20 protein-coding genes are annotated in these 24,149 nt (G+C 37.4%); 10 read left to right on the forward strand and 10 right to left on the reverse strand.

Features of this window, described 5'->3' with window-relative positions; all coding sequences use genetic code 11:
• Positions 1–8: 8 nt before the first annotated feature.
• Positions 9–1,985, reverse strand: coding sequence for a dehydrogenase E1 component subunit alpha/beta (locus tag Q0874_RS10000; RefSeq protein WP_299162553.1), 1,977 nt, complete (start codon positions 1,983–1,985; stop codon positions 9–11).
• A gap of 131 nt (positions 1,986–2,116) precedes the next feature.
• On the opposite strand from Q0874_RS10000, the gene Q0874_RS10005 reads away from it, so the two are divergent.
• The 5 genes from Q0874_RS10005 to Q0874_RS10025 all read left to right on the forward strand — a co-directional run bounded on the left by Q0874_RS10005 (position 2,117) and on the right by Q0874_RS10025 (position 6,295).
• Positions 2,117–3,067, forward strand: a complete 951-nt coding sequence (locus Q0874_RS10005) for a 2-oxoglutarate and iron-dependent oxygenase domain-containing protein (RefSeq protein ID WP_299162555.1) — start codon at positions 2,117–2,119, stop codon at positions 3,065–3,067.
• Between the two features lie 106 nt (positions 3,068–3,173).
• On the forward strand, positions 3,174–3,503 hold the full coding sequence (locus Q0874_RS10010; RefSeq protein WP_299162557.1) for a translation initiation factor: 330 nt from the start codon (positions 3,174–3,176) through the stop codon (positions 3,501–3,503).
• A gap of 137 nt (positions 3,504–3,640) precedes the next feature.
• Positions 3,641–4,573: a DUF1835 domain-containing protein gene (locus Q0874_RS10015; protein ID WP_299162559.1), complete on the forward strand. Its 933-nt coding sequence runs from the start codon at positions 3,641–3,643 to the stop codon at positions 4,571–4,573.
• A 1-nt stretch (position 4,574) separates the two neighbouring features.
• Entirely contained in the window at positions 4,575–5,447 is an 873-nt protein-coding gene (locus Q0874_RS10020) for a nucleoside phosphorylase (protein WP_299162561.1), read from the forward strand.
• On the forward strand, positions 5,444–6,295 hold the full coding sequence (locus Q0874_RS10025) for a substrate-binding domain-containing protein (RefSeq protein WP_299162563.1): 852 nt from the start codon (positions 5,444–5,446) through the stop codon (positions 6,293–6,295). The genes Q0874_RS10020 and Q0874_RS10025 overlap by 4 nt, the downstream gene beginning before the upstream one ends.
• On the opposite strand, the gene Q0874_RS10030 is transcribed toward Q0874_RS10025, so the two are convergent.
• On the reverse strand, positions 6,282–6,947 hold the full coding sequence (locus tag Q0874_RS10030; RefSeq protein ID WP_299162565.1) for a uracil-DNA glycosylase: 666 nt from the start codon (positions 6,945–6,947) through the stop codon (positions 6,282–6,284). The two genes, Q0874_RS10025 and Q0874_RS10030, sit on opposite strands and share 14 nt — an antisense overlap.
• A gap of 89 nt (positions 6,948–7,036) precedes the next feature.
• Positions 7,037–8,101 (reverse strand): DUF6340 family protein, encoded by a 1,065-nt coding sequence (locus Q0874_RS10035; protein WP_299162567.1) that lies wholly within the window; start codon positions 8,099–8,101, stop codon positions 7,037–7,039.
• Positions 8,102–8,325: 224 nt separating this feature from the next.
• On the opposite strand from Q0874_RS10035, the gene Q0874_RS10040 reads away from it, so the two are divergent.
• Together Q0874_RS10040 and Q0874_RS10045 are read left to right on the forward strand one after the other, a co-directional pair.
• Positions 8,326–10,497, forward strand: a complete 2,172-nt coding sequence (locus Q0874_RS10040; protein WP_299162569.1) for a DNA mismatch repair protein MutS — start codon at positions 8,326–8,328, stop codon at positions 10,495–10,497.
• 107 nt (positions 10,498–10,604) lie between these two features.
• Positions 10,605–11,021, forward strand: a complete 417-nt coding sequence (locus Q0874_RS10045) for a thiol-disulfide oxidoreductase DCC family protein (protein ID WP_299163232.1) — start codon at positions 10,605–10,607, stop codon at positions 11,019–11,021.
• A 1-nt stretch (position 11,022) separates the two neighbouring features.
• On the opposite strand, the gene Q0874_RS10050 is transcribed toward Q0874_RS10045, so the two are convergent.
• The 5 genes from Q0874_RS10050 to aroC are packed head-to-tail and all read right to left on the reverse strand — an operon-like array spanning position 11,023 to position 16,509.
• Positions 11,023–12,195: a flavohemoglobin expression-modulating QEGLA motif protein gene (locus Q0874_RS10050; RefSeq protein ID WP_299162571.1), complete on the reverse strand. Its 1,173-nt coding sequence runs from the start codon at positions 12,193–12,195 to the stop codon at positions 11,023–11,025.
• Positions 12,192–13,019, reverse strand: a complete 828-nt coding sequence (locus Q0874_RS10055) for an N-formylglutamate amidohydrolase (protein WP_299162573.1) — start codon at positions 13,017–13,019, stop codon at positions 12,192–12,194. Before Q0874_RS10055 ends, Q0874_RS10050 begins: the two co-directional genes overlap by 4 nt.
• Positions 13,012–14,043: a glutathione synthase gene (gshB, locus tag Q0874_RS10060; protein WP_299162576.1), complete on the reverse strand. Its 1,032-nt coding sequence runs from the start codon at positions 14,041–14,043 to the stop codon at positions 13,012–13,014. The genes Q0874_RS10055 and gshB overlap by 8 nt, the downstream gene beginning before the upstream one ends.
• A gap of 16 nt (positions 14,044–14,059) precedes the next feature.
• Positions 14,060–15,385: a dicarboxylate/amino acid:cation symporter gene (locus Q0874_RS10065; protein WP_299162578.1), complete on the reverse strand. Its 1,326-nt coding sequence runs from the start codon at positions 15,383–15,385 to the stop codon at positions 14,060–14,062.
• A 59-nt stretch (positions 15,386–15,444) separates the two neighbouring features.
• The gene (aroC, locus tag Q0874_RS10070) at positions 15,445–16,509 is read right to left on the reverse strand and encodes a chorismate synthase (protein WP_299162580.1); all 1,065 of its coding nucleotides are present in this window, start codon (positions 16,507–16,509) and stop codon (positions 15,445–15,447) included.
• Between the two features lie 228 nt (positions 16,510–16,737).
• Here aroC and Q0874_RS10075 point away from each other — a divergent pair, with 228 nt between their 5' ends.
• Positions 16,738–17,610 (forward strand): UDP-2,3-diacylglucosamine diphosphatase, encoded by an 873-nt coding sequence (locus tag Q0874_RS10075; protein WP_299162583.1) that lies wholly within the window; start codon positions 16,738–16,740, stop codon positions 17,608–17,610.
• On the opposite strand, the gene Q0874_RS10080 is transcribed toward Q0874_RS10075, so the two are convergent.
• Positions 17,596–20,511, reverse strand: coding sequence for an FAD-binding and (Fe-S)-binding domain-containing protein (locus Q0874_RS10080; RefSeq protein WP_299162586.1), 2,916 nt, complete (start codon positions 20,509–20,511; stop codon positions 17,596–17,598). The two genes, Q0874_RS10075 and Q0874_RS10080, sit on opposite strands and share 15 nt — an antisense overlap.
• A gap of 77 nt (positions 20,512–20,588) precedes the next feature.
• Here Q0874_RS10080 and Q0874_RS10085 point away from each other — a divergent pair, with 77 nt between their 5' ends.
• Together Q0874_RS10085 and Q0874_RS10090 are read left to right on the forward strand one after the other, a co-directional pair.
• A complete protein-coding gene (locus Q0874_RS10085; RefSeq protein ID WP_299162589.1) occupies positions 20,589–21,086 on the forward strand; it encodes a hypothetical protein in 498 nt (165 codons plus the stop codon).
• A 104-nt stretch (positions 21,087–21,190) separates the two neighbouring features.
• Positions 21,191–22,297, forward strand: a complete 1,107-nt coding sequence (locus tag Q0874_RS10090) for a TlpA disulfide reductase family protein (RefSeq protein ID WP_299162591.1) — start codon at positions 21,191–21,193, stop codon at positions 22,295–22,297.
• Positions 22,298–22,366: 69 nt separating this feature from the next.
• On the opposite strand, the gene Q0874_RS10095 is transcribed toward Q0874_RS10090, so the two are convergent.
• A complete protein-coding gene (locus Q0874_RS10095) occupies positions 22,367–24,013 on the reverse strand; it encodes a hypothetical protein (RefSeq protein WP_299162593.1) in 1,647 nt (548 codons plus the stop codon).
• Positions 24,014–24,149 lie beyond the last annotated feature (136 nt).

Raw genomic sequence — 24,149 nt, forward strand, 5'->3', positions numbered from 1 at the left:
TTATAATTTCAATATTTAATTAACTCCAGTAAGGAGTTAAGAAACCTTTCCTTAGGCAGATAATTGTTTTCTAAAGATTTTGCAAATGGCACAGGGGTTTCCAGGCTTCCAACCCGTTTAACAGGGGCATCCAAAAATTCAAAACACTCTTCCATAACCAGGGCAGATATATCACTTGCAATCCCTCCAAATAAACTATCCTCTTGTAGAATAATCAATTTACCTGTCTTTTTGACTGATTCAAAAATAGCAAGAGTATCCAAGGGTTGGAGAGTGCGCAAATCTAAAAGATCAGCCTGTATTTCCGGGTTTTGTTCCAAACATTCCAAAGCCCAGTGAACGCCGGCGCCGTAAGTTACTATTGAAACTTCTTCACCTTCTTTCAATAGGGCGGCTTCTCCAAAAGGCAAGGTATAATATGCTGATGGAACTTCCTGATATATACTGCGATAAAGTGCTTTGTGCTCAAAAAACAAAACAGGGTTTGGATCATTAATCGCTGTTGCCAAAAGACCTTTGGCATCATAAGGGAAAGCTGGATAAACTACTTTAAGCCCTGGCGTTTTTGTAAACCAGGCTTCATTGGTCTGGGAATGAAAAGGACCGGCTCCTACTCCTCCTCCACATGGCATTCTAACTACTACATCCGCATTTTCATTCCACCGGTAGTGGACCTTGGCCAGGTAATTAACTATGGGATTAAAACCCGAACTAACAAAATCGGCAAATTGCATTTCCATAACACACTTCATTCCGTTAATTGAAAGCCCCATAGCCGCGGATACAATTGCTGATTCGCAGATAGGCGTATTTCTCACCCGATCTGTTCCAAAAGCATCAACAAAACCCTCTGTTATTTTAAAAACACCTCCATAATCAGCGATGTCCTGCCCCAATATCACCAAATCCTCATGCTTTTCCATTGATTGCTTTAAACTTTCGGAAATTGCATCAACCAGGCGAATATTACGTGTTTCATTATTTGGTTTAATATCTTGATAATCAAACTCTTTATATACGTCATTTAATTCTTTACTTTCATTAAATTGAACTTGCCCTTCCGCAAAAGCGAGCTGTAGGTTTTCATCTATTTCGTGAATAATCTCCTTTTTAAATTCAACTTCCATCTCTTCAGAAAGTATTTCCTGGGCGTGCAGATATTCTACATAATTTTCTAAAGGATCCTTGGCTGCCCACTCCTCCAATAATTTTTTTGGAACATATTTAGTGCCGCTGGCCTCTTCATGTCCGCGCATTCTAAATGTTTTGAACTCCAATAAAACTGGTCTTGGCTTTTTCCGGATGCTTTCACAAAGCTCATTAACTTTACTGTAGACCTCAAGTATATTATTACCGTTTATAATATGAGCTTCCATTCCATAGCCCTTGCCCTTGTCAGCTATATGTTCACACTTAAACTGCTCTGAAATTGGCGTTGAAAGCCCATAACCATTGTTTTCAACACAAAATAATACCGGTAAACCCCAAACCGCGGCAACGTTTAGAGCCTCATGGAAGTCTCCTTCACTTGTAGCACCTTCACCGGTAAAAACAGCTGTTACTTTTTGTCTCTTTTTCAGAAGATCAGCCAAAGCAATTCCATCTGCCACCCCTAATTGAGGACCCAGATGAGAAATCATTCCCACAATTTTGTACTCCTGAGTTCCAAAGTGAAAACTGCGATCACGCCCGTTAGTAAATCCACTGGACTTACCTTGCCATTGCGCAAATAATCGAAATAAGGGTATCTCTCGCGTGGTAAATACACCTAAATTCCTATGCATTGGAAGAATATATTCATCTTTAGTTAAAGCACTGGCAACTCCTATCGAAATAGCTTCCTGACCTATACCGCTAAACCATTTTGATATCTTTCCCTGTCGCAGGAGAATTAGCATTTTCTCTTCGATCATCCTTGGCTTCAACATAGCACGGTAAAGCTCCAGCAATTTTTCTTTACTAATCCCCTTGCTTAAATATTCCATATTTCAACGAATAGATTGTAGGTGTATTTTGGGTATAAATGTAACAAAATTGACCTCAATAAAACAGTAGAAATGTCCTGCATATTTGCAGGTAATATTTATTAACTTTGAAACTACTAAAAACCATAGCAATGAGCAGTATACCCAGCGTAGACCTAAGAGATTATACAAGTGGTGATCCGCAGCGAAAAGAAAAATTCATAAAAGAAATAGGCAGCGCATTTGAAAACATTGGTTTTGTGGCGTTAAGCGGTCATTTTCTTTCTGATGACCTGGTTAAGGATTTATATGATGAAGTTAAAAAGTTCTTTAATTTGCCTCAGGAAATAAAAGATTCTTATGAAATTGAAGGCATTGGCGGACAAAGAGGCTATACCTCATTTGGAAAAGAGCATGCCAAAGGAAGAAAAGAAGGAGACTTAAAAGAGTTTTGGCATTTTGGGCAGTTCGTTGAAGACGACCCCACCTTGGAAGCGGAATATCCTGAAAATGTCACCGTAAAAGAGCTGCCAGAGTTTAATAAAGTTGGCAAAGAAACTTATAAGATGTTGGAAAAAACCGCGAAGTATGTCCTGAGAGCACTGGCAATTCATCTGGATCTTCCTGAAACTTACTTTGATGAGTATATTAAAAACGGGAACTCTATTTTAAGACCAATTCACTATCCGCCGATTACGAATGAACCCAAAAATGCTGTAAGAGCAGCAGCTCATGGAGATATCAACCTTATAACCTTACTAATGGGAGCACATGGCAGAGGTCTGCAGGTTCAAAACCATAAAGGAGAATGGGTTGATGCGATCGCCACCACAGATCAGTTAATGATCAATGTTGGGGATATGCTTTCACGCCTGTCAAACGAAAAACTAAAATCAACTGTCCACCGGGTAGTAAATCCCCCACGTGAATTATGGAGCACTTCAAGATATTCTATTCCTTTTTTTATGCATCCCATAAGTAATATGCCCCTCGATTGCCTTGAAAATTGTATTGATGAAGAGCACCCAAAGCATTTTGAGGATATTACAGCAGGAGAGTTTTTGAATGAACGTCTTATTGATCTTGGCTTAATTAAAAAATAATTTATTACTTTAAATAAAAGTATGTAACTAATTTTATTTCAAAAACATATCATATTTTTTATTTTCAAATATTGTATGTTTTACCAATAAATATAATTGTCTTGAAATGGATTTAAAAGATCAATTAAAGAACTTATTCCCTGAACACATCTCATCAGAAGAGGAAAAAATTACGGAGAAGAAGCGCGAAGTATGGCTTCAGGAAGAGCCCATAATTTGTAAATACGAAAAAAGAAAAGGTAAGCCGATCACTATTTTGGAAGGGTATAACGGAGCTGAGCAAGATTTTAAGAAATTAGCGCAGGATTTAAAGAAAAAATTAAGTGTTGGAGGGTCATTTAAAAACGGTTCTATCATAATTCAAGGGGACTACAGGGACAAAATTATGACCCTGCTTCAGGAAATGGGCTTTAAGACAAAACGAGTTGGGGGTTAACTTGGGGGTGCTTTTATCCTGCTGAACAAGTGAGATAATTTATTTTTATAAAATTACACAGGTTTTTCTGTTAATTTGTTTTTGTTTTTTTCGATTAAATGTTACTTTTAAACGTTATAAACTAAACAACCTATATAATGAGTTCCCAATTGCATATCACCAACGGGGATAGTTTCACCCAAAAGTTAAAGACACTAAAACTTAAGGGCGACATAATAACCTGGCGGGAAATGCTTTGTGAGGGTAAAACGGAAACCAATGTGGGCAGTGAATCCTTTTGGAAAACACGTTTTGATTTTCTTCATAAAAATTATAAGGTTAGTAAATCCTGGTTTGTTGAAAAAACACTAAAAGAATATCGTTCCCTTTGTAATCATAAACAGCAGGATCAGATTATACTTTGGTTTGAATACGACCTTTTTTGCCAGATAAATATGCTGGCTGTCCTAAGTTGGCTCAAAAAACATCGTCGATATGCCGAAATCTATTTGGTTTGCAGTGGTGATGAAGACGAAACAAATCGCTTATACAGACTTAATGACTTGAGTGATGAACAACTTTTGAATTCTTATGAAAATAAAGTAAAGCTTTCTCAGAACGATATTGAATATGCAGACTATGTCTGGCAATTGTATTGCAGTGATAATCCCATCCGATTAGAAAATCTAATAGGTTTTGATAATTATCAATTTGATTATCTCTCAGATGCCATTAAAGTTCACCTCAGAAGGTTTCCTACCATTAAAAATGGTCTAAACGAATTGGAAAATCGCGTCTTGGAATTTTCTCTTCATCAAAAACCTAAATCTAAAAAGGAGCTGTTAGGTAAACTAATTGAAAATCAAGGGTTTTATGGTTTTGGTGATACCCAGTACGAGCGGGTAATTTCTAGCTTACGACCTCTATTTTCATCCTTCAACCCGGTAAGACTTACCGCAAAAGGCAAGCAAATTCTCGATGGCCAAACCAATTATTATTCTAAAATAAGAGACAGTGAAGACTACCTGGGAGGGGCTTTAAAATATAATTTCTTATATAATACTGAGTCCGACAGAATTTTAAAACTGTAGTATGCAGCTGAGTGCATCCGAACTCATTCTTAATGCTGACAAAAGCATATACCACCTCAATTTACTTCCCGAAGACCTGGCAGAGACTGTTATCGTTGTTGGCGATCAAAACAGGGTTCCTTTAGTTTCCAAATATTTTGACACCCTTGAATTACAAAAGGGGAAAAGGGAATTTATCACACATACCGGTTTGCTTAACGGAACCAGAATCTCTGTTTTATCCACAGGCATAGGAACGGACAATATTGATATTGTGATGAATGAGCTTGATGCCTTGGTCAATATTGATTTCGGGACCAGAACTATAAAAGAAGACAAAACTAGTCTGGATATAGTCAGAATTGGCACTTCGGGCGGAATTCAACCAGATATAGAAACAGATTCTTTTTTATTAAGTGAATATGCCATGGGTTTTGACAATGTGCTTCATTTCTACGAAAGCGAACATATTCAGTATCCCGAAATGCAACTTGCTTTTATTGATCATACAGACTGGTCTGTGTACAAGTCTATACCCTATGTTGTTGAATCAGATCTGCAATTAACAGAGAAACTGCGTTCAGACAAGGTTATTTTAGGTATCACCGGCACCAACGTTGGTTTCTATGGACCGCAGGGGCGAAGGCTTCGCTTATTATTAGAGGATAATGACCTTAATTCTAAATTAAGTTCTTTTGAGTATAATGGAATGAGAATTACTAATCTGGAAATGGAAACATCTGCAATTTTTGGGCTTGCAAAATTAATGGGACACAGAGCTGCATCGATGAATTGCATATTAGCTAACAGAAGTACCGGAGAATTTTCCAAAGACCCGGTTAAAACCATTGATTCCCTTATTAAATATACGCTTGATAAACTTACGGCCTATTGAAAACTGTAAAAATCGTAGGCGTCCCGGAACATTTTAATTTTCCCTGGCTAATGGCCATAGAAGAAGGCGCGTTTAAAACAAGAGGAATAGATCTTGTATGGACAGATGTTCCTGAAGGTACAGGGAAGATGTGTACCATGTTGGAAGAAGGGCAGGCAGACCTGGCAATTATTCTCACTGAAGGTATTGTAAAAAGTATAACTGAAGGTAATCCTGTAAAAATAATCCAGGAGTATATAGCCACGCCCCTTCAATGGGGAATCCATGTAGCTGCGGATAGTGAATTCCAAAATATGGCAGATCTACAAAATGCAACTGTGGCAATTAGCAGGTTAGGCAGTGGCAGCCACCTAATGTCCTTTGTGAATGCCCAATCTAATGGATGGGATACCTCGTCACTTAATTTCCATGTTGTGAATACCCTGGATGGGGCTATAGAAGCCCTGAAATTGGGAACAGCAGATTATTTTATGTGGGAACACTTTACAACTAAACCTATTGTAGATTCCGGTATCTTCAGAAGAATTGCAGACTGCCCTACTCCATGGCCATGTTTTGTAATCGCTGCTACTGATTCTTTTCTTGATGATCATAAAGGAACGCTTCTTCATATTTTAGAAGTCATCAATCTTTACACTACGGAATTCAAACATATCCCCAGTATTGACAGGACAATTTCTAACAAATATGAACAACGAATTGAAGATGTTCGGGAATGGTTAAGCATGACCCAATGGAGCCAGTCACAAATAAGTATGGAAACAATTGATATCGTTCAGGAATATCTGTATAGACTAGACTTGATAAGTCACAAACTTGAAGTTGATAAATTGATTACCAATGTATAGGTACTTTGCCCATCTTCTTTAACAATTCATTCGTTTTACTGAAATGTTTGTTGCCGAACCACAGGCCCCTGTTGGCGCTTAAAGGAGACGGGTGACCGCTTGTAAGAATGTGATGTTTTGAAGTATCAATCAAAGTGATCTTCTTTTTGGCAAATCCGCCCCACAACAAAAATACGAGCCCTTCCTTTTCGTCCGAAAGTTTCCGGATAACGGCATCAGTAAAAACTTCCCATCCCTTATTTTGATGACTCCCGGCGCTATGCGCCCTAACAGTTAGCGTGGCATTCAACAACAAAACTCCCTGATCCGCCCAGTGTTCAAGGTCACCGCTTTTTGGGTATGGTTTCCCAATATCTGTCTCTATTTCTTTAAATATATTTATTAATGATGGTGGATGCCGGATTCCATCTTTTACTGAAAAACAAAGGCCATTGGCCTGGTTGGGCCCGTGGTAAGGATCCTGGCCAATGATTACTACTTTGGTCGCTTCAAAATTTGAATGGTCAAATGCAGCAAAAATTTTATTTCCCTGAGGAAAACATGTAGTTGAGGCGTATTCATCTCTAACAAATCGCACCAGTGAATCAAAATAAGGTTGTTGGAATTCAGAATGCAGCTGACTCTGCCAGCTTGGATGAATAGAAACGTTCATTTATTAAAGGACTTATTACCGGTTATAAAATTAAACCAATAATAACCACATTACCAAATCATAAATAATATTCCAATCGGTCTGGAAAACTATTTTGAAGTTAAAGGTTCTGATTGTTGAAGGAGAAGGAGCTCATGTTGCTGTTGCCGGTACTTTAATGATTCTATATACTCCGCTATTTTTTTTGCCTGGTGTTTAGAATAGGCTTTGTCTGCCCAGCCCATTGCCTCTGCTAAATTATTGTTGCGTTCATTTAAAATCGCCAGGTTATAGCAGGCTTTGCTGCTTATTTTTGGATCATTATTTTCCGTTTCCTTTTTCCAAAGGTCTGCTGCCGCCTCCCAATCACCCGTTAAAGTATAGATTTCTGCCTGTTCAAAATCTGGTGTTCCGCGTACAAAATAATCCCTGGTAATACTATGCTCATAGGGTTGTAATCTGGCACCATAAGAACTTCCTGTTTGCTTACCCTGTTCTACTATATCTTTTGCTCTGTCTTCTATTGCCTGCAGTGCTTCATATGGATCAAGTCCCTTAGCCGTTGAAATTATCTGATTGTTAAAAGTAAATTCATCAATAAGCAGCTTATTTGAGGGGTCATAAATCCGCCAGCCGTTTTCAATCAGGGTTTCAAGTGTAATCTGGTGTGCTGCAACTTTTTCTTTAACCCGTAATAAATTATGTTGATCCATCGTGGTTTTCTTTAAAGATACCCTGGTGTCTGAATCATAATAAGCCATTGAAAAAATAGCATCCACCTGATGTTTTTCACATAATGCTTCAACCATGTCCCAGCCTAAATAGGCTCCATTATTATCAGGATCTTTCTCATTTTCCACAATATCCTCCATCAATATGATAGTATCAAAACGACTGTCACCAGTAAGTTCATTATATAAACCATTAATTGCGGCATCCCTTGCTTTTTGGGCAAGTTCTTGATTTTCTCTTGAAATGAGCTGGTGTAGTCCGGTTTGTTCTTTCTCTTCCTTTAAATGTACTTTCCCTCCTATGATCCCTACTCTTTTAATCGTATTGGAAAGAGAAACCGGAGCAGGCTCTATGGTTAGAATATCAACATTCCTCGTTGTACTGCAACTAACAATAATTGTAAGTAGAAATAGCAGGACAGTACTATTGAAATATCTTCTCATCTAAAACAGCTTTTAGGCTCAGAACTAAATTTAAATCGTTGTTCTATAGTTACTAAACACCGTTTTATATAGGATTATTGCCCTAAATGATAAAATCAGCATGCCTTTTACCCAGTGTTATTTACATAGTTTTTTCATTCGCGTCATGTTATTTGTACTCATTGCCTAATAGAATTTTCAAAATCACCCCTATTCCATACCTTTGACATCTGCAATTCCTAAAAATGCAAACAATAGATAAAAAAACCTTACAAGATTTAGAGTTCCCTTTAGTATTGCAGCAACTGTCTGACCGCTGCAGTACTGAATTAGGAAAGATAGGGGCTGTAGCTATCCAGCCAATATCAGCAAAAGAAGACCTAATAGAAGTATTAGGGCAAACTTCTGAATATCTGTCTTCTTATAGCAATGATAATCGGATTCCCAATCACGGATTTGATTCCATAAACAAGGAATTGAAGCTACTTAAAATAGAAAATACAACCCTGGAAATTTCAGGTTTTCGACGAATTGGAATTATTTGCACTTCTGTGAATACCCATAAAAAATTCTTCAAAAAGTTTAAGGATTATTACCCATTGTTATTTGCCAGTACCGAAAAAATTGAATCCAATACCGAGATAATATCTAATATAGATTTAGTTATCGATCGTTTTGGTGAGGTGAAAGACAATGCTTCGGCTGAATTAAAAGTCATACGCAGTCAAATAAACCAGGTTAAAGGTAAAATCAATCAAAGTTTTATAACAGCCTTGAATTCCTGCCAGTCTGCAGACTTTTTGGACGAAATCAGGGAGTCTGTCGTAGAAAATAGGAGAGTACTGGCGGTTAAGGCAATGTACAGGCGAAAAGTTAAAGGCACCGTAATGGGAACCTCTAAAACCGGAAGTATTGTTTATATAGAACCGGAGGCTTCACTAAGATATAGCAGAGAACTTAATAACCTTGAATTTGATGAAAAAGAGGAGGTTCAAAGGATTCTGAATCAATTAACAAATCTGATAAGGCCTTACGAATATCTCCTGCGTGAATATCAAAGTTTTTTAACACAAGTCGATATTACAGCTGCCAAGGCTAAATACGCAAGTGAAATGAATGCGCTATTACCTGAAATAAACAGTAATGGCAGGCTTTATTTGCGAGATGCTTTCCATCCGTTACTTTTTTTAACTAACAAAAGAAGTGGACAAAAGACATGGCCTCAGACCATTGAGCTTCATCCGGAGAAAAGGATAATCGTAATTTCAGGCCCAAATGCCGGGGGGAAAAGTATTACTCTAAAAACAATAGGGTTACTTCAGGTTATGTTGCAAAGCGGGCTATTGATTCCTGTTCATGAACGCAGTTCTTTATGTCTGTTTAAAAATATTCTTACAGATATAGGTGATAATCAATCTATTGAGAATCATCTGAGCACATACAGTTACAGACTTAAGAATATGAATAAGTTTCTTAAGAAGTGTAATAAGGACACCTTATTCCTTATTGATGAATTTGGAACAGGAAGTGATCCCGAATTAGGTGGAGCACTTGCAGAGGCTTTTTTAGAAGTTTTCTATGAGCGTGGAGCGTTTGGGGTAATTACTACCCACTATGCCAATTTAAAGGCATTAGCAGATGAATTGCCTCATACTACAAATGCGAATATGCTATTCAATTCCAAGACTCTGGAGCCCACCTTTCAATTGGAGTTAGGACAGCCCGGAAGTTCTTTTACTTTTGAAGTAGCCCAGAAAAATGGGATTCCATATAATCTAATCAACAAAGCCAAAAAGAAGGTTGAGCGAGGTAAATTACGGTTTGATGCAACCATTGCCAAAATGCAGAAAGAACGGAATAAAATGGCTCAAACGGGTACTAGGTTACAGGAAGAAGAGTCTAAAGCCCGGGATGAAGCTATTAGGCTGGAAAAACTAAATGCCAAAGTAAAATCGAAGTTGGAAAATTATCAGGAATTGTATGACCATGACCAGAGAATGATCGTATTGGGTAATAAAGTAAATACTATAGCAGACAAATATTTTCAAGATAAAAAGAAACGCATCCTTGTTTCCGAACTTATAAGAATTGTGGAGACTGAAAATAGTAAACGCAAGAAAAAATCTGCTGTTCAAGCCAAGACTGAGCGACAAAAAAAAGTACAAACTGCTCAGGAAGTGCAGAAAGAGGTAAATATTATTCGTGAGAAAAAGAAGATAGAAAAGAAAAAAGCAGGTTTAAAAGAGAAAAATAAACCGAGACCAGTTTTTAAAATTGGAGATCGGGTTAGAATGTTTGATGGCAGAGCCGTTGGCAGCATTGACAAACTCGAAAAAAACAAAGCTGTAGTCAACTACGGTATGTTTACCACTAATGTAAGTGTGGATCAATTGGAATTGGTTGAAACCAAAAAATAGTTTTTGACTATCATTAGAAACCACAAGCTTACTCATAAATTAATGCCGAACTTTCTTAAATACATTATAAAACATATCGGAATCTTATTGTTAGGCTTTATTTTTGAATCGTGATAACGCAAGGAGATAAGAAAATCATATTGTTTGATGGCGTTTGCAACCTTTGCAATAGCGCTATTCAATTTGTCATTAAGCATGATAAAAAAAACGTCTACAAGTTTGCCGCTTTGCAAAGTGATGTAGCTGCATTTCTTCTTAATGAAAGGGGAATAGATTCCTCACAAATAGATTCCATCATTCTGATTGATCCTAATATTGCCTTTTATACAAAATCAACTGCGGCCCTGGAGATTGGTAAGTCTTTTGGGGGTGGATGGCGGCTATTAGGTATTTTTGAATGGGTGCCGAAACCTATAAGGGATTGGATCTATGATTTTGTAGCAAAAAACAGGTATGGCTGGTTTGGGAAACAAAATGAATGCATGATCCCTACCCCCGAACTAAAAGCAAAATTTCTTGATTAAACTATTTCAGATTATTTAAAATAAAATCCAGAGTAGCATTGTTGCTTCGATTCTCTGAAAAAGCTAGATTATTAAAGCTAATAAGCTGAGCCAGTCCTAAATTCTGCAAGTATTTAATCTGATCCATATTGTTTATTGCTACTTTTCCGGTAAGTAGAAGATCCATAGACTTATTACTTTTATAGCGTCTGTAGATTTTTTTTAACCCACTTAAGTATAACCTGTCTTTGGTAAATCCACCCCCTCTGTGGGCTCTTAATGTTATAGAAAAGGCATCATTTCTATTGAGTTTGTATTGATTATGTATCAAATCAAAAGTGTCGGCAAAAGAATATCCTTTAATTAAACTATCTGAAGCTAAAACTCTATACGCTAATTCTTTGAGCCTTTTAATTGTAAGCGCACCACTCATATATTCACTAAAAACAGCAAGCCCTTCCTGTGTTTCCACATTTTTGGGGAATCCGTTGGAAAATATTTTTAACGGTTGAAGTGAAGCATTAAACGTAGTGACCAGGTGTACTCCAATTTCATGATTGGCCAATGTTAGCAGTTGGTTTTGGCTAAATCTCGCATTGCGTTTTATAAGTAATGTTTTGGTAGCATTGCTTACCATCGCATCAGCTGCTATATGTGTTGCATATTTAATATTTACAGGAAATTCATAGGATGCAGCAAAATCCTCAAAATAGGCTTTGGCTTCTTCGGTAGAGAAGACTTTTTCCATATCTACACTTGCTGGTTCATCATTAAAATGTAATATGAATTTTGCATTTTGAACATCCTTCTCTGTAGGGGTTCCATAAATATTAAGCGAGTTGTAATAAAACTCTTTACCCTTGCCAATAGTTTTGATGCATTGCACCATATTGGCATAATAATAAATTATTTCGGTATATAAATTCTTTAATTCTGTATCCTGAATACGCTCCAATCTTTGCGAATAAAATAGACGATGAAGCTTATAAGGATCAAACTTTAATTTTGGATACTTAAATTCAGGATCTTCAGCATATTTCGAAGCAAAAAACTTATGTTTTTCCTTTTCGATATTTAATGGATTTACATAGCTGAGCAGCTCAATGCTCCTTATCAACCGATCCAGGTTGTCATCAACTTCCAACAAATTAGGATATTTGTACTGAATTGCCAGGCGATGGTCTTCTGTAATCATAAATCTTCTTCGTGAAATTCTTTAGCCTGCAAAGGTACTAATACTTTTAATTGCAATTCCACAGCTCGCACCACTTCAGGATAAATAATGGCTGAAAGCTCATCGCAATAGACCTTTGCAATTTCTGTCGCTAAAACGAGGGTATTACTAAAAGTAGTTGTTATATATTTCAGAAAAAACCCATTTCCCTGAAAGGTGTCGTTAATTTTGCAGTCCGATTTTATATTATTTGGTAATTTCATTTCTCCCAGCTTTTGTTGCCAATCTGTAACTATACTACCAAAGCGGGAGTTATCAATGTTACTGGTTCCAAGGTTCCAGGTAGGTACTTCCCTATCCCAGCGTTTCCAGTTATAACTATGCATATCAAAAACGATGGCCTTACCATATTTTTTTTCAATTTGATATACAAGGGCGTGAACAACACTATAGAAAGATGCATGTTTATGCATACTAAGCTCATATTCTTCTTCAGATAATGGTGTTTTCCATAACTGCTTTCCCCAGGCATCTGAATAAATAGCTCCATCAGGAGGTCGATTAAGATCATATTCAAATCTGCTATCACAAGCCGTTAGCACAATGGGATGTGAGGCTACCATTTGACTTGTACAGGGATCTTCTTCATACCATCGTTCATATTCTGTATGAATGCAATTATCCCAAAGTGATTTTCTGAACTGATGCCCATCGTGCACAGCAGCGCATATGTATGGGGCGTATTCACTAATCTTTAAAGTAAAGGAATAATCTTCTGAAACTGCCTCAAACGGTATTTCAGATTCAATATTTGAGATAATATCAGCAACTGAAAGTTTAAGCATTCTCAACCTCATTTCGCAATCTGGAACGCCTGTTGAACGCCTGTAATTTATCCACCACCTTGCTTTCTATAAAGTCTATTATCTTGGTCTGAATTTTTGTTTTATAGACCTTATTCATATAGGTTATCCCACCGGGGGACATTACATTCACCTCAACTAATTTACCTCCTATTACATCGATCCCCACAAAATATAACCCATCCTTTACAAGTTTGGGCCCTATTTGTTTACAAAGGGCTTTTTCTTGTTTTGTAAGTATGTGCTTGGCAACTGAACCCCCTGCTGAAACATTGGAGCGATGATCATCAGAACCCGGAATTCGCCTCATTGCGCCAATAGGCTCTCCATTTAAAATCAGAATTCTTACATCACCCTGATCAGCCCCTTCAATATATTCCTGAAGAATAACATAATTGGATGAACCATCAGAGCTGGTAACATAAAAATCCAAAAGGGACTTTATATTTGACATTGCTGATTTTTCAATCAAAATTACTCCCGATCCGCCAAAGCCGTTTAATGGTTTTAAGATCATTTTATCGGCTTTAGATTCTTTAATCTGTTTTACCAGATAATTCTTATTCTTGGAAACATGGGTAACGGGAATTATATTGCTATGGCTATCACCAAAAGCCGCTGTGTACAGTTTGTTATTCGCTTCTCTTAAACCCTGCAAGGAATTCATAATAAACACATCGTCCTTTACAGAATCTAAAAAATTCAACATAATAGGATCCAGTGGTGGATTGGCTCTCATGAATATTACATCAAAACCGGCAAGCGGAAGCATTTCTTCCCTAATTTCTGCCTGCTTATAAAAAGACCTAAGACTAGCGGGCACTTTATCCATTCTGCCTATAACAGTGCAAAAGGCATTTGTAACACTATTCCGAATAGTGAGATTAGCGGGTGTGCACAAGGCTACACCGTGGTTTCGTTTAACGCATTCGTGAATTAAAGCCAGGCTTGTATCATTCTCAGGATCAATCTCCTCCCAGGGATACATAAGAAAACAAATGTTCATTCGTAGTATATTAAATTTATTTTACCTCTTCATAAAATTCGTCCCAATCCTCTATATGGGGTTTACCTAATTTACCAACAGACTTTGCAACAACCATAGCAACGGTCGCATCTCCGGTAACATTTATAATAGTCCTGCACATATCCAAAGGCCGGTCTACTGCAAAAATAAGTGCCAGACCAATTGCCAGCTTATCTGATGGAAAACCAATAGATTCTAAAACAATTACCAGCATTACCATACCAGCTCCAGGTACAGCGGCAGAGCCAATTGACGCAAGTAATGCGGTAAGAACAATTGTCAATTGTCCTCCAAGCGTAAGATGAAAATCAAGAGCCTGAGCGATAAAAACAGCCGCAACACCCTGGTATAAACTTGTACCATCCATATTAATGGTAGCCCCTACAGGGAGTACAAAACTAGACACTTCTTTGTCTACGCCAATATGCTCTTCTACCCTTTCCATAGTCACAGGTAATGTAGCGGCACTAGAGCTTGTGGAAAAAGCCAATAGTTGGGCCGGACTAATCTCCTTTAAAAACCAAAAGGGATTCTTCTTCGTATACGTAGCCACAACTATGCTATAAAAAACAATCATTAAAAATAGTCCCAAAACTACTACTCCTGCATATTTTAATAATGCCAGTAATAGATCCGGGTCGCCGGAAGAAACAACAACATTAGCCAATAATGCAAAAACTGCCACAGGAGCCGTAAGCATTATTAAATCTACCATTTTCAGCACAACATCATTTAATGAATCAAAAAACTTCTTTAGTGGTTTAGACCTTTTTTCACCTATTAACAACATGGATATACCCAAGAAAATAGTAAAGAATATTACTTGAAGCATAAGACTGTTATCGCTTAATGCACCAAATGCATTATCGGGCACCATATCTTCCAAAAACTGTAATGGGCCAACTTGTTTTTGCCTGGAAGCAGCTTCCAGTTTGGAGGTTACACCACTATCTGAAGCATAGGTCTCTGTTAATTTAGTAATTGTTTCCTCTGAAATGCCTTCGCCTGGTTCTAAAATATTAACCAAAACCAGACCGATAGTAATGGCAATTATTGTAGTGCATATGTATATGGCTATTGTTCGAAGCCCAATATTTCTAAATTTTGAAATATCCTTTAAATCAGAAATTCCCTTGACCAAAGATGCCAGAATAAGAGGGATTGCAATTAGTTTAAGAAGTTTAACGAATATGGTTCCAAAAGGATTAATCCAATCCTGTACGAAACCACGACCCCATTCAATATAGGTCATTGCGAAGCCGAAAAGAAGGCCAAGAATCATCCCTATCAGGATTTGCCAATGCAATTCCAGTTTCTTCATATAAAAAGTTTAGTTTAGAAAGATAGTATTTTGATGGGAAAACCCCTAAAAAAGGAAGTTTATAATTTGATGGTCCTGTTTAGCAGAGTGAAATCTGCAAGTACTAATGCCGCCATTGCTTCTACGATTGGCACCGCTCTTGGTACTACGCATGGGTCATGCCTACCTTTACCCTGAGTTTTGACCATGTTCCCATCTTTATCAAGAGTTTCATAAGACTGAATGACAGTAGCAACCGGTTTAAAAGCCACGTTGAAATAAATATCCATACCGTTGCTTATCCCTCCCTGTATACCACCGCTGTTATTGGTAATTGTACTGCCGTCTGCTTTAAATTGATCATTATGAACACTTCCTTTCATTTTAACACCTTCAAAACCACTGCCATACTCAAACCCTTTAACTGCGTTAATAGATAACATAGCTTTTCCCAGGTCGGCATGTAGTTTATCAAAAACGGGCTCTCCAAGTCCAACTGGGACATTCTTTATTACGCAACTAATAATCCCACCAACTGTATCTCCTTCTTTTCGAATTTCTTTAATGTAGGATTCCATCCTGGCAGCCGTATCCGGATCCGGACAACGAACAACGTTACTTTCCGTTAAATTTAAATCCAGATCGGTATAGCCCTTTTCCAGGCGAATTGAACCTACCTGAGAAACAAAAGCATTTATGCGAATTCCATTTAAAAATTGTTTGGCTATTGCGCCGGCAACCACTCGGCTTGCTGTTTCACGGGCTGAACTTCTGCCCCCTCCCCTATAATCTCTAAAACCATATTTTTTATCATAGACGTAATCTGCATGAGAAGGGCGATAAGAGTCCTTTATATGTGAATAATCTTTTGATTTTTGATTGGTATTATAAATAGCAAACCCAATTGGTGTTCCCGTAGTCTTCCCTTCAAAAATACCGGAATAAAAAACGACTGTGTCCGGTTCTTTACGCTGGGTAACTATTGCCGACTGGCCTGGCTTTCTTCTATCCAGATCTTGCTGAATGGCATCCAGGTCCAAAGTTATTCCTGATGGGCAGCCATCCAAAACGCCCCCGATTGCTTTACCATGTGATTCACCAAAAGTAGTGAGTTTAAAAAGTGTCCCAAACGTATTTCCAGCCATAAATTAGCGTCTTTCTTATTTCCAATTAAGAGTTTAAACTCCTTTTTTACTAGCCAAAGATAGATGTTAAATGAACGGAAACCAAAACGCGCGTCCAGTTAATAATAAGGTAACAAATGGCCGTTTATCTATGTCAAACTTAACCTTAGCATTATAAAATAGTGACTTTAACTTAAAACAATATTATAATAATGGGTCTAATTTTACAATCAATTAATTCTTTATCCTTTGAAGAAGCGGAGTATAGACGTAGTGGTAATATCAGATGTGCATTTAGGGACCTATGGCTGCCATGCAGAAGAATTAATGGCCTATCTAAATAGCATAGAACCTAAAAAATTAATCTTAAACGGTGATATTATCGACATCTCGCAATTTAGCAAACACTACTTCCCTGTGTCGCATTTGAGGATTCTTAAAAAAATTATAAGTATGGCTTCAAATGGCACTGAAGTCATGTATATTACCGGTAATCATGACGATATGTTGCGTAAGTTTAGCAATACATTTATAGAAAACTTTACTATTAAGGACAAATTAATTTTAGAATTAGACGGCAAAAAAGCCTGGTTTTTTCATGGAGATGTTTTTGATATTTCTATTCTACACGCAAAGTGGCTCGCTAAACTGGGTGGATATGGTTACGGTCTCCTGCTCCGTTTAAATAGAATATTAAATTGGTTCTTTATCAAACTTGGGAAAGAAAGATATTCACTGGCAAAAAAAATAAAAAATAATGTAAAGAATGCTGTAAGATATATTGACAATTTTGAACGGACAGCAATAGAAACAGGTATCGCAAAGGGATATGACTATGTGATATGCGGACATATTCACCAGCCTAAAAAGGAAATTCTTGAGACAAAGAACGGCAATTGTACTTATCTTAATTCCGGTGATTGGGTAGAAAACCTTAGCGCTTTGGAGTATTCATTTAAGCGATGGAAAGTTTATAATTACAGCTATGACAAACTCTCTCCCTTTTTTGCAGATGAAGATTTAAAGTCAATGGATTTAACAGAAGTCATTAGCTCCCTTAAAATAAAACAGGTCTCAAAACAACAAACTGCCAAAAAAGAATACAAATCAATTGATGCATAATGCATTTTTTAAAATAGTTAAGGGGTGGAGCGCCTTCCGCTTTGTGCCATCTAAAATCTGATGCCTGCAACTCGTCCCGTTAGCCGCAATAATTACGCTCTCTTCAGATTTTCTTATGGATGGAAAGAGTTTTAACTCCCCAATTTGCATGCTTGTATTATAATGCTCCTTTTCATATCCAAAGGATCCGGCCATACCACAGCAGCCAGAGGAAATGATACTAACTTTATAGTTTTCCGGGAGATTTAATACATCAAAAGTTACTTTTTGGTCAGAGAGAGCCTTTTGATGGCAATGGACATGTATTTTTATTGTTGCAGCCGACTGTGTAAATTGTTCTTTTCTAATGTTTCCATTTTTAATTTCATTAGCCAGGAATTCCTCAATAAGATAAGATGCAGAGGCAATTGCTTCAACTTTTCCCGTTTCAAAATGAAATCTTTTATATTCATCTCTGAAGGTCAGTATTGCCGAAGGTTCTATTCCAAGAATTGGAGTTCCCTTTTGGGCATATTTGAGCAATGATACCATATTTTTATCTGCCAGCTTTTTAGCCTCATTTAAAAACCCTTTTGAAATATATGTTCGTCCACTTTCGCCAAAAAAAAGACGTACGCTATACCCCAATCCACATAATAGGTCTATGGCATCTTTACCAACATCAGTGTCCAGGTAACGTGTGAATTCATCAATATAGAGGATAACTTCTTTTTCTGTATTAACTTCTTGTTTATAAGTATTTTGAATGTATTTACTTAAATTTATTTTTGAAATATTTGGCAATGATCTTTCAGATGCAATTCCTGAAATTTTCTTGATCAAATAACCCAGTATTCGAGAATTGTAAATCGTATTCGTGATTTTGGGAGCCCTGCTACCCAGCGCATTTAATCTGGTATTAAATGCAAATAATTTATTTCTGAATTTATACCCGTTAGTTTCCTGATATTGATACAAAAATTCAGATTTTAAGGTAGCAACATCAACATTACTGGGACATTCACTGGCACAGGCTTTACAACTTAAACAGAGGTCGAATACTTCTTTTAAATCATTAGAATTAAATCGGTTTATCTCAGTGGAATTTGTGAGTACTTCCCGAAGCGCATTTGCACGTCCTCTGGTGGTATCCTTTTCATTCCTGGTTGCATGATAGCTGGGACACATTCCACCAGCAGCTAAATGGGTTTTTCTACAATCCCCGCTCCCATTGCATTTTTCAGCGGCTTTTAATATCCCTTCGCTGTCTGAGAAATCAAAAATTGTTTTAATTTCGGGTTCTTTGCGTTCAATTTCATAGCGCAATGATTCGTCCATTGGATAGGCGTCTACAATTTTTCCTGGATTAAAAATATGATCAGGATCAAAATAAGATTTAATCCGGGCAAGCAATTTATAATTATCCTCTCCAAGCATCATAGGAATAAATTCTGCTCTGACAATGCCATCACCGTGTTCCCCGCTAAAGGACCCTCCATATTTTTTAGTGAGTTTAGCCACATCTGTGGTGATTGCCCTGAAAAGCGCAACATCATCAGCCCGTTTTAAGTTCAGAATTGGTCTTAAATGAAGTTCGCCAGCACCTGCATGAGCGTAATAGACGGCGTCCTGGCCGTAACCCTTCATAATCTGTGTGAACTCTCCAATGAAATCATTCAGATCGTCTAAGGCAACCGCAGTGTCCTCTATGCACGCCACGGCCTTCCTGTCTCCCACCATATTCCCTAATAGGCCAAGACCTGCCTTTCTTAAAGCAATGGCTTTGTTAATATCGTTTCCCCTCAGAATAGGATTGGCATAGCTAAGTCCGGAAGCCTCTATCGTTTTTAGGAGTTTTTGCAAATTTCCTTCAAGACCATCTTCAGAATCATCTTTCAACTCCAGCATAAGTAAGGCTGCCGGATCACCTTGAACAAAAAATCGATTGGATAACTGTTCTCTGTTATTTTTGGTACAATCCAAAATCACTTTATCCATCATTTCGCACAGGTGTAAATTGTGTTTCATAACAGGCACGACGTCCTGGAGGCAATCTTCGAGGGTTTTATAGTGGGTAACAACCATGGCTGCAATTGGAGGTGGACTGTCGTCTAATTGCAACGTGATCTCAGTAGTAAAAGCCAGAGTTCCTTCACTCCCACTTAGTAGTTTACAAATATTAATTTCATCCTCAGGACCACCAAAAAGGCTGCTGTGCAATAATTCATCTACCGCGTAACCGGTATTTCTTCTGTGAATACTGCTTTTTGGAAATTCTTCTTTAATATTTTGCTGTACCTTTTTGTTTTGTAACTCGGTAAACAATTCCCTGTAAATAGATCCTTCCAGGGTATTTAAATTCATTTTTTTTCTGTACTCGGCAGGGGTGACAGATTTAAATAAAGCCTGGGAACCATCTGACAGAATTGTTTTTAAAGAAATGATTTTATCTCGCGTTACCCCATATTGAATAGATGTTGTCCCACTCGAATTATTTCCCACCATACCTCCAATCATACAGCGGTTAGAGGTTGATGTATTTGGTCCGAAAAACAAACCATGCTCTTTTAGATATTCATTGAGTTCATCCCTGATTACACCAGGCTGAACTGTGACGGTTTTTCCTTCGACATCTAGTTGTATAATTTTAGTCAGATGTTTGGATACGTCAACAACTATTCCATCACCTACGCATTGTCCGGCTAATGATGTGCCAGCAGTTCTGGGTATTAGCCCAATATGATGTTGTTTTGCAAAAAGAATTAGTTTTATAATGTCATTTTCACCTTTGGGAAAGGTTACAGCCATTGGTACTTTTCTGTATACAGAAGCATCAGTAGCATACAAGACTCTGGAAAGCTTATCAAAATGTAAAGTGCCTTCCAGGTTACTCCCCAGATCGATTAAAAGATTTTTATCCAATCTTGAACAATTTTAGGTGCAAAATTAAGTTTTTATTAGCTGAGAGCGATTTTAAACCTAAACTAAAATCAGAACATATGAAAATTTTAAATCCGTTTTTATTACTGGCGTGTCTTTTTACAATAACAATAGGCGCACAGGAAATTTCCGATAATGCACTTGGTCTACGCCTGGGCGACAGTGATGGTTTTGGCGCAGAAATTTCTTATCAAAGATTACTGAGCAGATATCACAGATTGGAATTAAATCTGGGTTGGAGAGACAGCAGGGAATATGATGCTTTTAAAGTAACTGGGCTTTACGAATGGGTACGCCATATAGATGGTAATTTTAACTGGTTTTATGGTGCGGGTGCGGGATTTGGAAGTGCAAGTTTTGAGCCGATTCCTGGTGATGTCACTCCCGATGGCGGTTTCTTTGTTTTAGTTGCGGGAAATGTAGGCGTAGAATATAATTTTGATATCCCCCTGTTATTATCATTTGATTTAAGACCTGAACTCGGAATTTTGGGATATAATGACTTTTCAGATAATTTTGACTTTGATATTGCATTGGGAATACGCTATCAGTTCTGAAACAATAATTTATTTGTATGGATGTCCTTAACATAACCTTATGTATAAGGACTTTTTTTATTCTGTCTTATATAATTACCTTTGCACCTCTTATTTGAAAAATGATGAAAAAATTCGTATTACCGTTATTGCTATCAGGCATCCTTATGGCATGTAACACATCTCCTGAAGGATTTAAACTGGAAGGTACTCTTAATGGTGAAATAGAGAACGGAACACAGGTCTTTCTTAAAAAGACCGATGAGGCTAATCAGTTAATTGAAATAGACACCGCAACAATAGAAAACGGAAAATTCACATTTACCGGTTCTTCTTCAATGCCAGAACTCCATTATTTATTAGTTAACAGTGTACGGGGAAATATTCCGGTAGTAATTGAAAATGGTAATATTGAGGTAAGTGCCCAAAAAGACAGCCTTGCCTTCGCCAAAATTGAAGGCACTTTACAGAACGATTTATTTGCTGATTTCCTTAAGGATTCAAGAAGTCTGGCACAAAGAGCAAAATCAATGTCTGACGAGATGAGAAATGCCTCTGGAATAAATGACACAGCTTCAATGGCATCTTTAAGAGATGAATATTTCGAATTACAGGAAGAGGCCAAAACTTTCGAATTAAAATTTGCCAAAGAAAACCCGGATGCTCTAATTTCTGCCTTAATAATTGAAAAAGTATTGACAACAAAGGCACTTCCCGAAAAAGAAATTCAAGAATTGTATGACGCACTCAGCCCTAAAATAAAGGAGACTGTTGTAGGTCAACGAATTAAAGGTAAACTTGATAAGCTTGTAAGTACCGCAATTGGGGCAAAGGCACCAAATTTTTCAGCTCCTACCCCTACCGGCGATGAATTGGCACTCAATGATGTGTTGGGAAAAGTTACAATTGTAGATTTTTGGGCGGCATGGTGTAAGCCTTGCAGAGCAGAGAACCCCAACGTAGTTCAGGTTTATAATAAATACCATGACAAGGGTCTTAATATTCTTGGAGTTTCTTTAGACAGACGGGCTGAAGACTGGACTAAGGCTATTGAAGAGGATGGTTTGGTTTGGAACCATGTTTCTAATATCCAATATTTTGATGAAATAGCCGAGCTCTATAATGTCAGAGCAATACCTGCTACATTCATCCTGGACGAGAATGGGGTAATAATTGCTAAAGATTTAAGAGGCCCAGCTCTCGAAAATAAAATATCAGAATTGTTGCAATAATAAAAACTTAATTCCTTAAAAAAAGCCCCTACAACTATGTTCGGGCTTTTTAATTATTACTTCGTGGCATTAAAATTTATCCCTTAGGTCTTCAAATTGACCAGTGATTGTTACATTGCCATTTTTTATAACATCCCCAAAAATATTAGCCTTAGAGTCATTACCTATAAATTCAAGACTTGCTCCGTCATTCAGGATTAAATCTCCGTAAATAGTCAGATCTCCTTCAATTTTCAGGGTAGCCCCCTCATCAACCGTCACATTTCTGCGCCTGTTATTTCGTGCTACCACAAAGGAACCAGACATGGCAAAAAGTCCATTGCTGTTAATATTGACCTCTTCTTTAACCGTCCATGAGCCACATAATAGTAAATTACCACTAACACTAAAGTTCCTGAATCTTTTAGATCCGCTATAGGCCAGATCCTCTCCCTGATTTACATTTAAATTGGCACTGCTTTCATATTCCGGAGTATTGGCGCATTCTGCCTCCAGACTTGCACTGGGTCTGTTTAGTTTTATAATCTGAAGTCCCTCTCTGCCCGAAGCAGCAAAAATATAATCCCCTTTTGAGGCCACATAGTTGATTGATCCTTCTAATTCAATTATTCCAACAAGATCTGCAGCATTCCCGTTTTCTTCAGATAAGCAAAGTCCCGCACCTCCGTTTGCCATTAATAATATGCCTTCATTGGAAGCCACCGCATTGGTTACTTTATCTTCCTGTTCCACTCCATCCGGATTTATCAAAATAGGTATATACTCTAAAAGACTACCCGTAGAATAACTATACACACCGGCGCCTTTATTTCCTTCGGAAACAATTATTTTGTCTCCCGTAAAATCTATTATTTTCTTAGTTGCCAATCCAAGGTCCGAAGAAATAGGTATTTCCTTTAGGGTTTGGAAATTTGAGTCAACAATTGTAATGCCCGTTCCTGCATTTAGAAGTGCAATAGAACCATTATTTATTGATAATGACCGCAGGTCGCCAAAAGGGACTTCATTCAACACAGATAAATCCGATTGATCATAAGCCGTCAAGGAACCATCTTTACCGCTGGTTACCAGAACCTTGCCATTGTCAATTGAAATATCATTAGCATTGAAACCTTGCTGAAAACCATAGACAATACCTGACCCAAGGTTAAACTTTCCGTTAGCTACCGACAGTTTGGCAACAAATGAATTGGAAGTAGCTGTAACTGAAGTTTCTGCATTAACACCACCTGCAGCATATAAATAACCATCCTTATATTGTAAAGAATTCATATCTGCATTTATATAAAACAACCTGGAGGTTATTCTTGGGCTATATGGGTTACTAACATCAATAATATCTAAAGCTCCAAAATATTCTTCGCCGGCGGTATTATAGGAGACATAGGCATATTTACCATCTACATGAACATGTGAAGCTGTAAGGTTATCTCTACCCTGATAGGTTGGTGATTTAACCTGGGCTACAAGGGTAAGGGGATAATCACCCGCCAGTTCGGCTTTGGAAGTACCTAAAGATTTGTTTGTTAATTGATCTTCCCCGAAGATATCCAATACACCGGATTTATCATAGGAGATACTGCTTTCAAGTTTTGCCTCGCTGTTTTCTAAAAAAACATCGTCTTGTAATTCGTCTTGAAAAATGGTGGTTTCATCGCTACAGGATACAAAAAAGGCCAAAAAAGCAATAACAAAATAGGGGATTCTTTTAAACATTAGTAGGTATTTTAGTTCAATTTGGGCATTTAACTAACGTTAAAAGAAGAAAATTGGTATAAAGTAACCTTCATTAATTCGTCAAATAGTAATATTTAGTTGACTGTAAATTAATATTTCTCTATTTTATATAAGT

The sequence above is a fragment of the uncultured Eudoraea sp. genome, from assembly GCF_947490415.1.
Classification (GTDB): Bacteria; Bacteroidota; Bacteroidia; order Flavobacteriales; family Flavobacteriaceae; genus Eudoraea.

Excerpts from the sequence above, each read along its gene's own strand:
- Q0874_RS10085 (WP_299162589.1), top strand. The coding sequence starts at position 20,589 with ATGAAAATTTTAAATCCGTTTTTATTACTGGCGTGTCTTTTTACAATA.
- Q0874_RS10090 (WP_299162591.1), top strand. The coding sequence starts at position 21,191 with ATGAAAAAATTCGTATTACCGTTATTGCTATCAGGCATCCTTATGGCA.
- Q0874_RS10020 (WP_299162561.1), top strand. The coding sequence starts at position 4,575 with ATGCAGCTGAGTGCATCCGAACTCATTCTTAATGCTGACAAAAGCATA.
- Q0874_RS10095 (WP_299162593.1), bottom strand. The coding sequence starts at position 24,013 with ATGTTTAAAAGAATCCCCTATTTTGTTATTGCTTTTTTGGCCTTTTTT.
- gshB (WP_299162576.1), bottom strand. The coding sequence starts at position 14,043 with ATGAACATTTGTTTTCTTATGTATCCCTGGGAGGAGATTGATCCTGAG.
- Q0874_RS10055 (WP_299162573.1), bottom strand. The coding sequence starts at position 13,019 with ATGCTTAAACTTTCAGTTGCTGATATTATCTCAAATATTGAATCTGAA.
- Q0874_RS10065 (WP_299162578.1), bottom strand. The coding sequence starts at position 15,385 with ATGAAGAAACTGGAATTGCATTGGCAAATCCTGATAGGGATGATTCTT.
- Q0874_RS10050 (WP_299162571.1), bottom strand. The coding sequence starts at position 12,195 with ATGATTACAGAAGACCATCGCCTGGCAATTCAGTACAAATATCCTAAT.
- Q0874_RS10035 (WP_299162567.1), bottom strand. The coding sequence starts at position 8,101 with ATGAGAAGATATTTCAATAGTACTGTCCTGCTATTTCTACTTACAATT.
- Q0874_RS10000 (WP_299162553.1), bottom strand. The coding sequence starts at position 1,985 with ATGGAATATTTAAGCAAGGGGATTAGTAAAGAAAAATTGCTGGAGCTT.
- Q0874_RS10015 (WP_299162559.1), top strand. The coding sequence starts at position 3,641 with ATGAGTTCCCAATTGCATATCACCAACGGGGATAGTTTCACCCAAAAG.
- Q0874_RS10010 (WP_299162557.1), top strand. The coding sequence starts at position 3,174 with ATGGATTTAAAAGATCAATTAAAGAACTTATTCCCTGAACACATCTCA.
- aroC (WP_299162580.1), bottom strand. The coding sequence starts at position 16,509 with ATGGCTGGAAATACGTTTGGGACACTTTTTAAACTCACTACTTTTGGT.
- Q0874_RS10005 (WP_299162555.1), top strand. The coding sequence starts at position 2,117 with ATGAGCAGTATACCCAGCGTAGACCTAAGAGATTATACAAGTGGTGAT.
- Q0874_RS10040 (WP_299162569.1), top strand. The coding sequence starts at position 8,326 with ATGCAAACAATAGATAAAAAAACCTTACAAGATTTAGAGTTCCCTTTA.
- Q0874_RS10030 (WP_299162565.1), bottom strand. The coding sequence starts at position 6,947 with ATGAACGTTTCTATTCATCCAAGCTGGCAGAGTCAGCTGCATTCTGAA.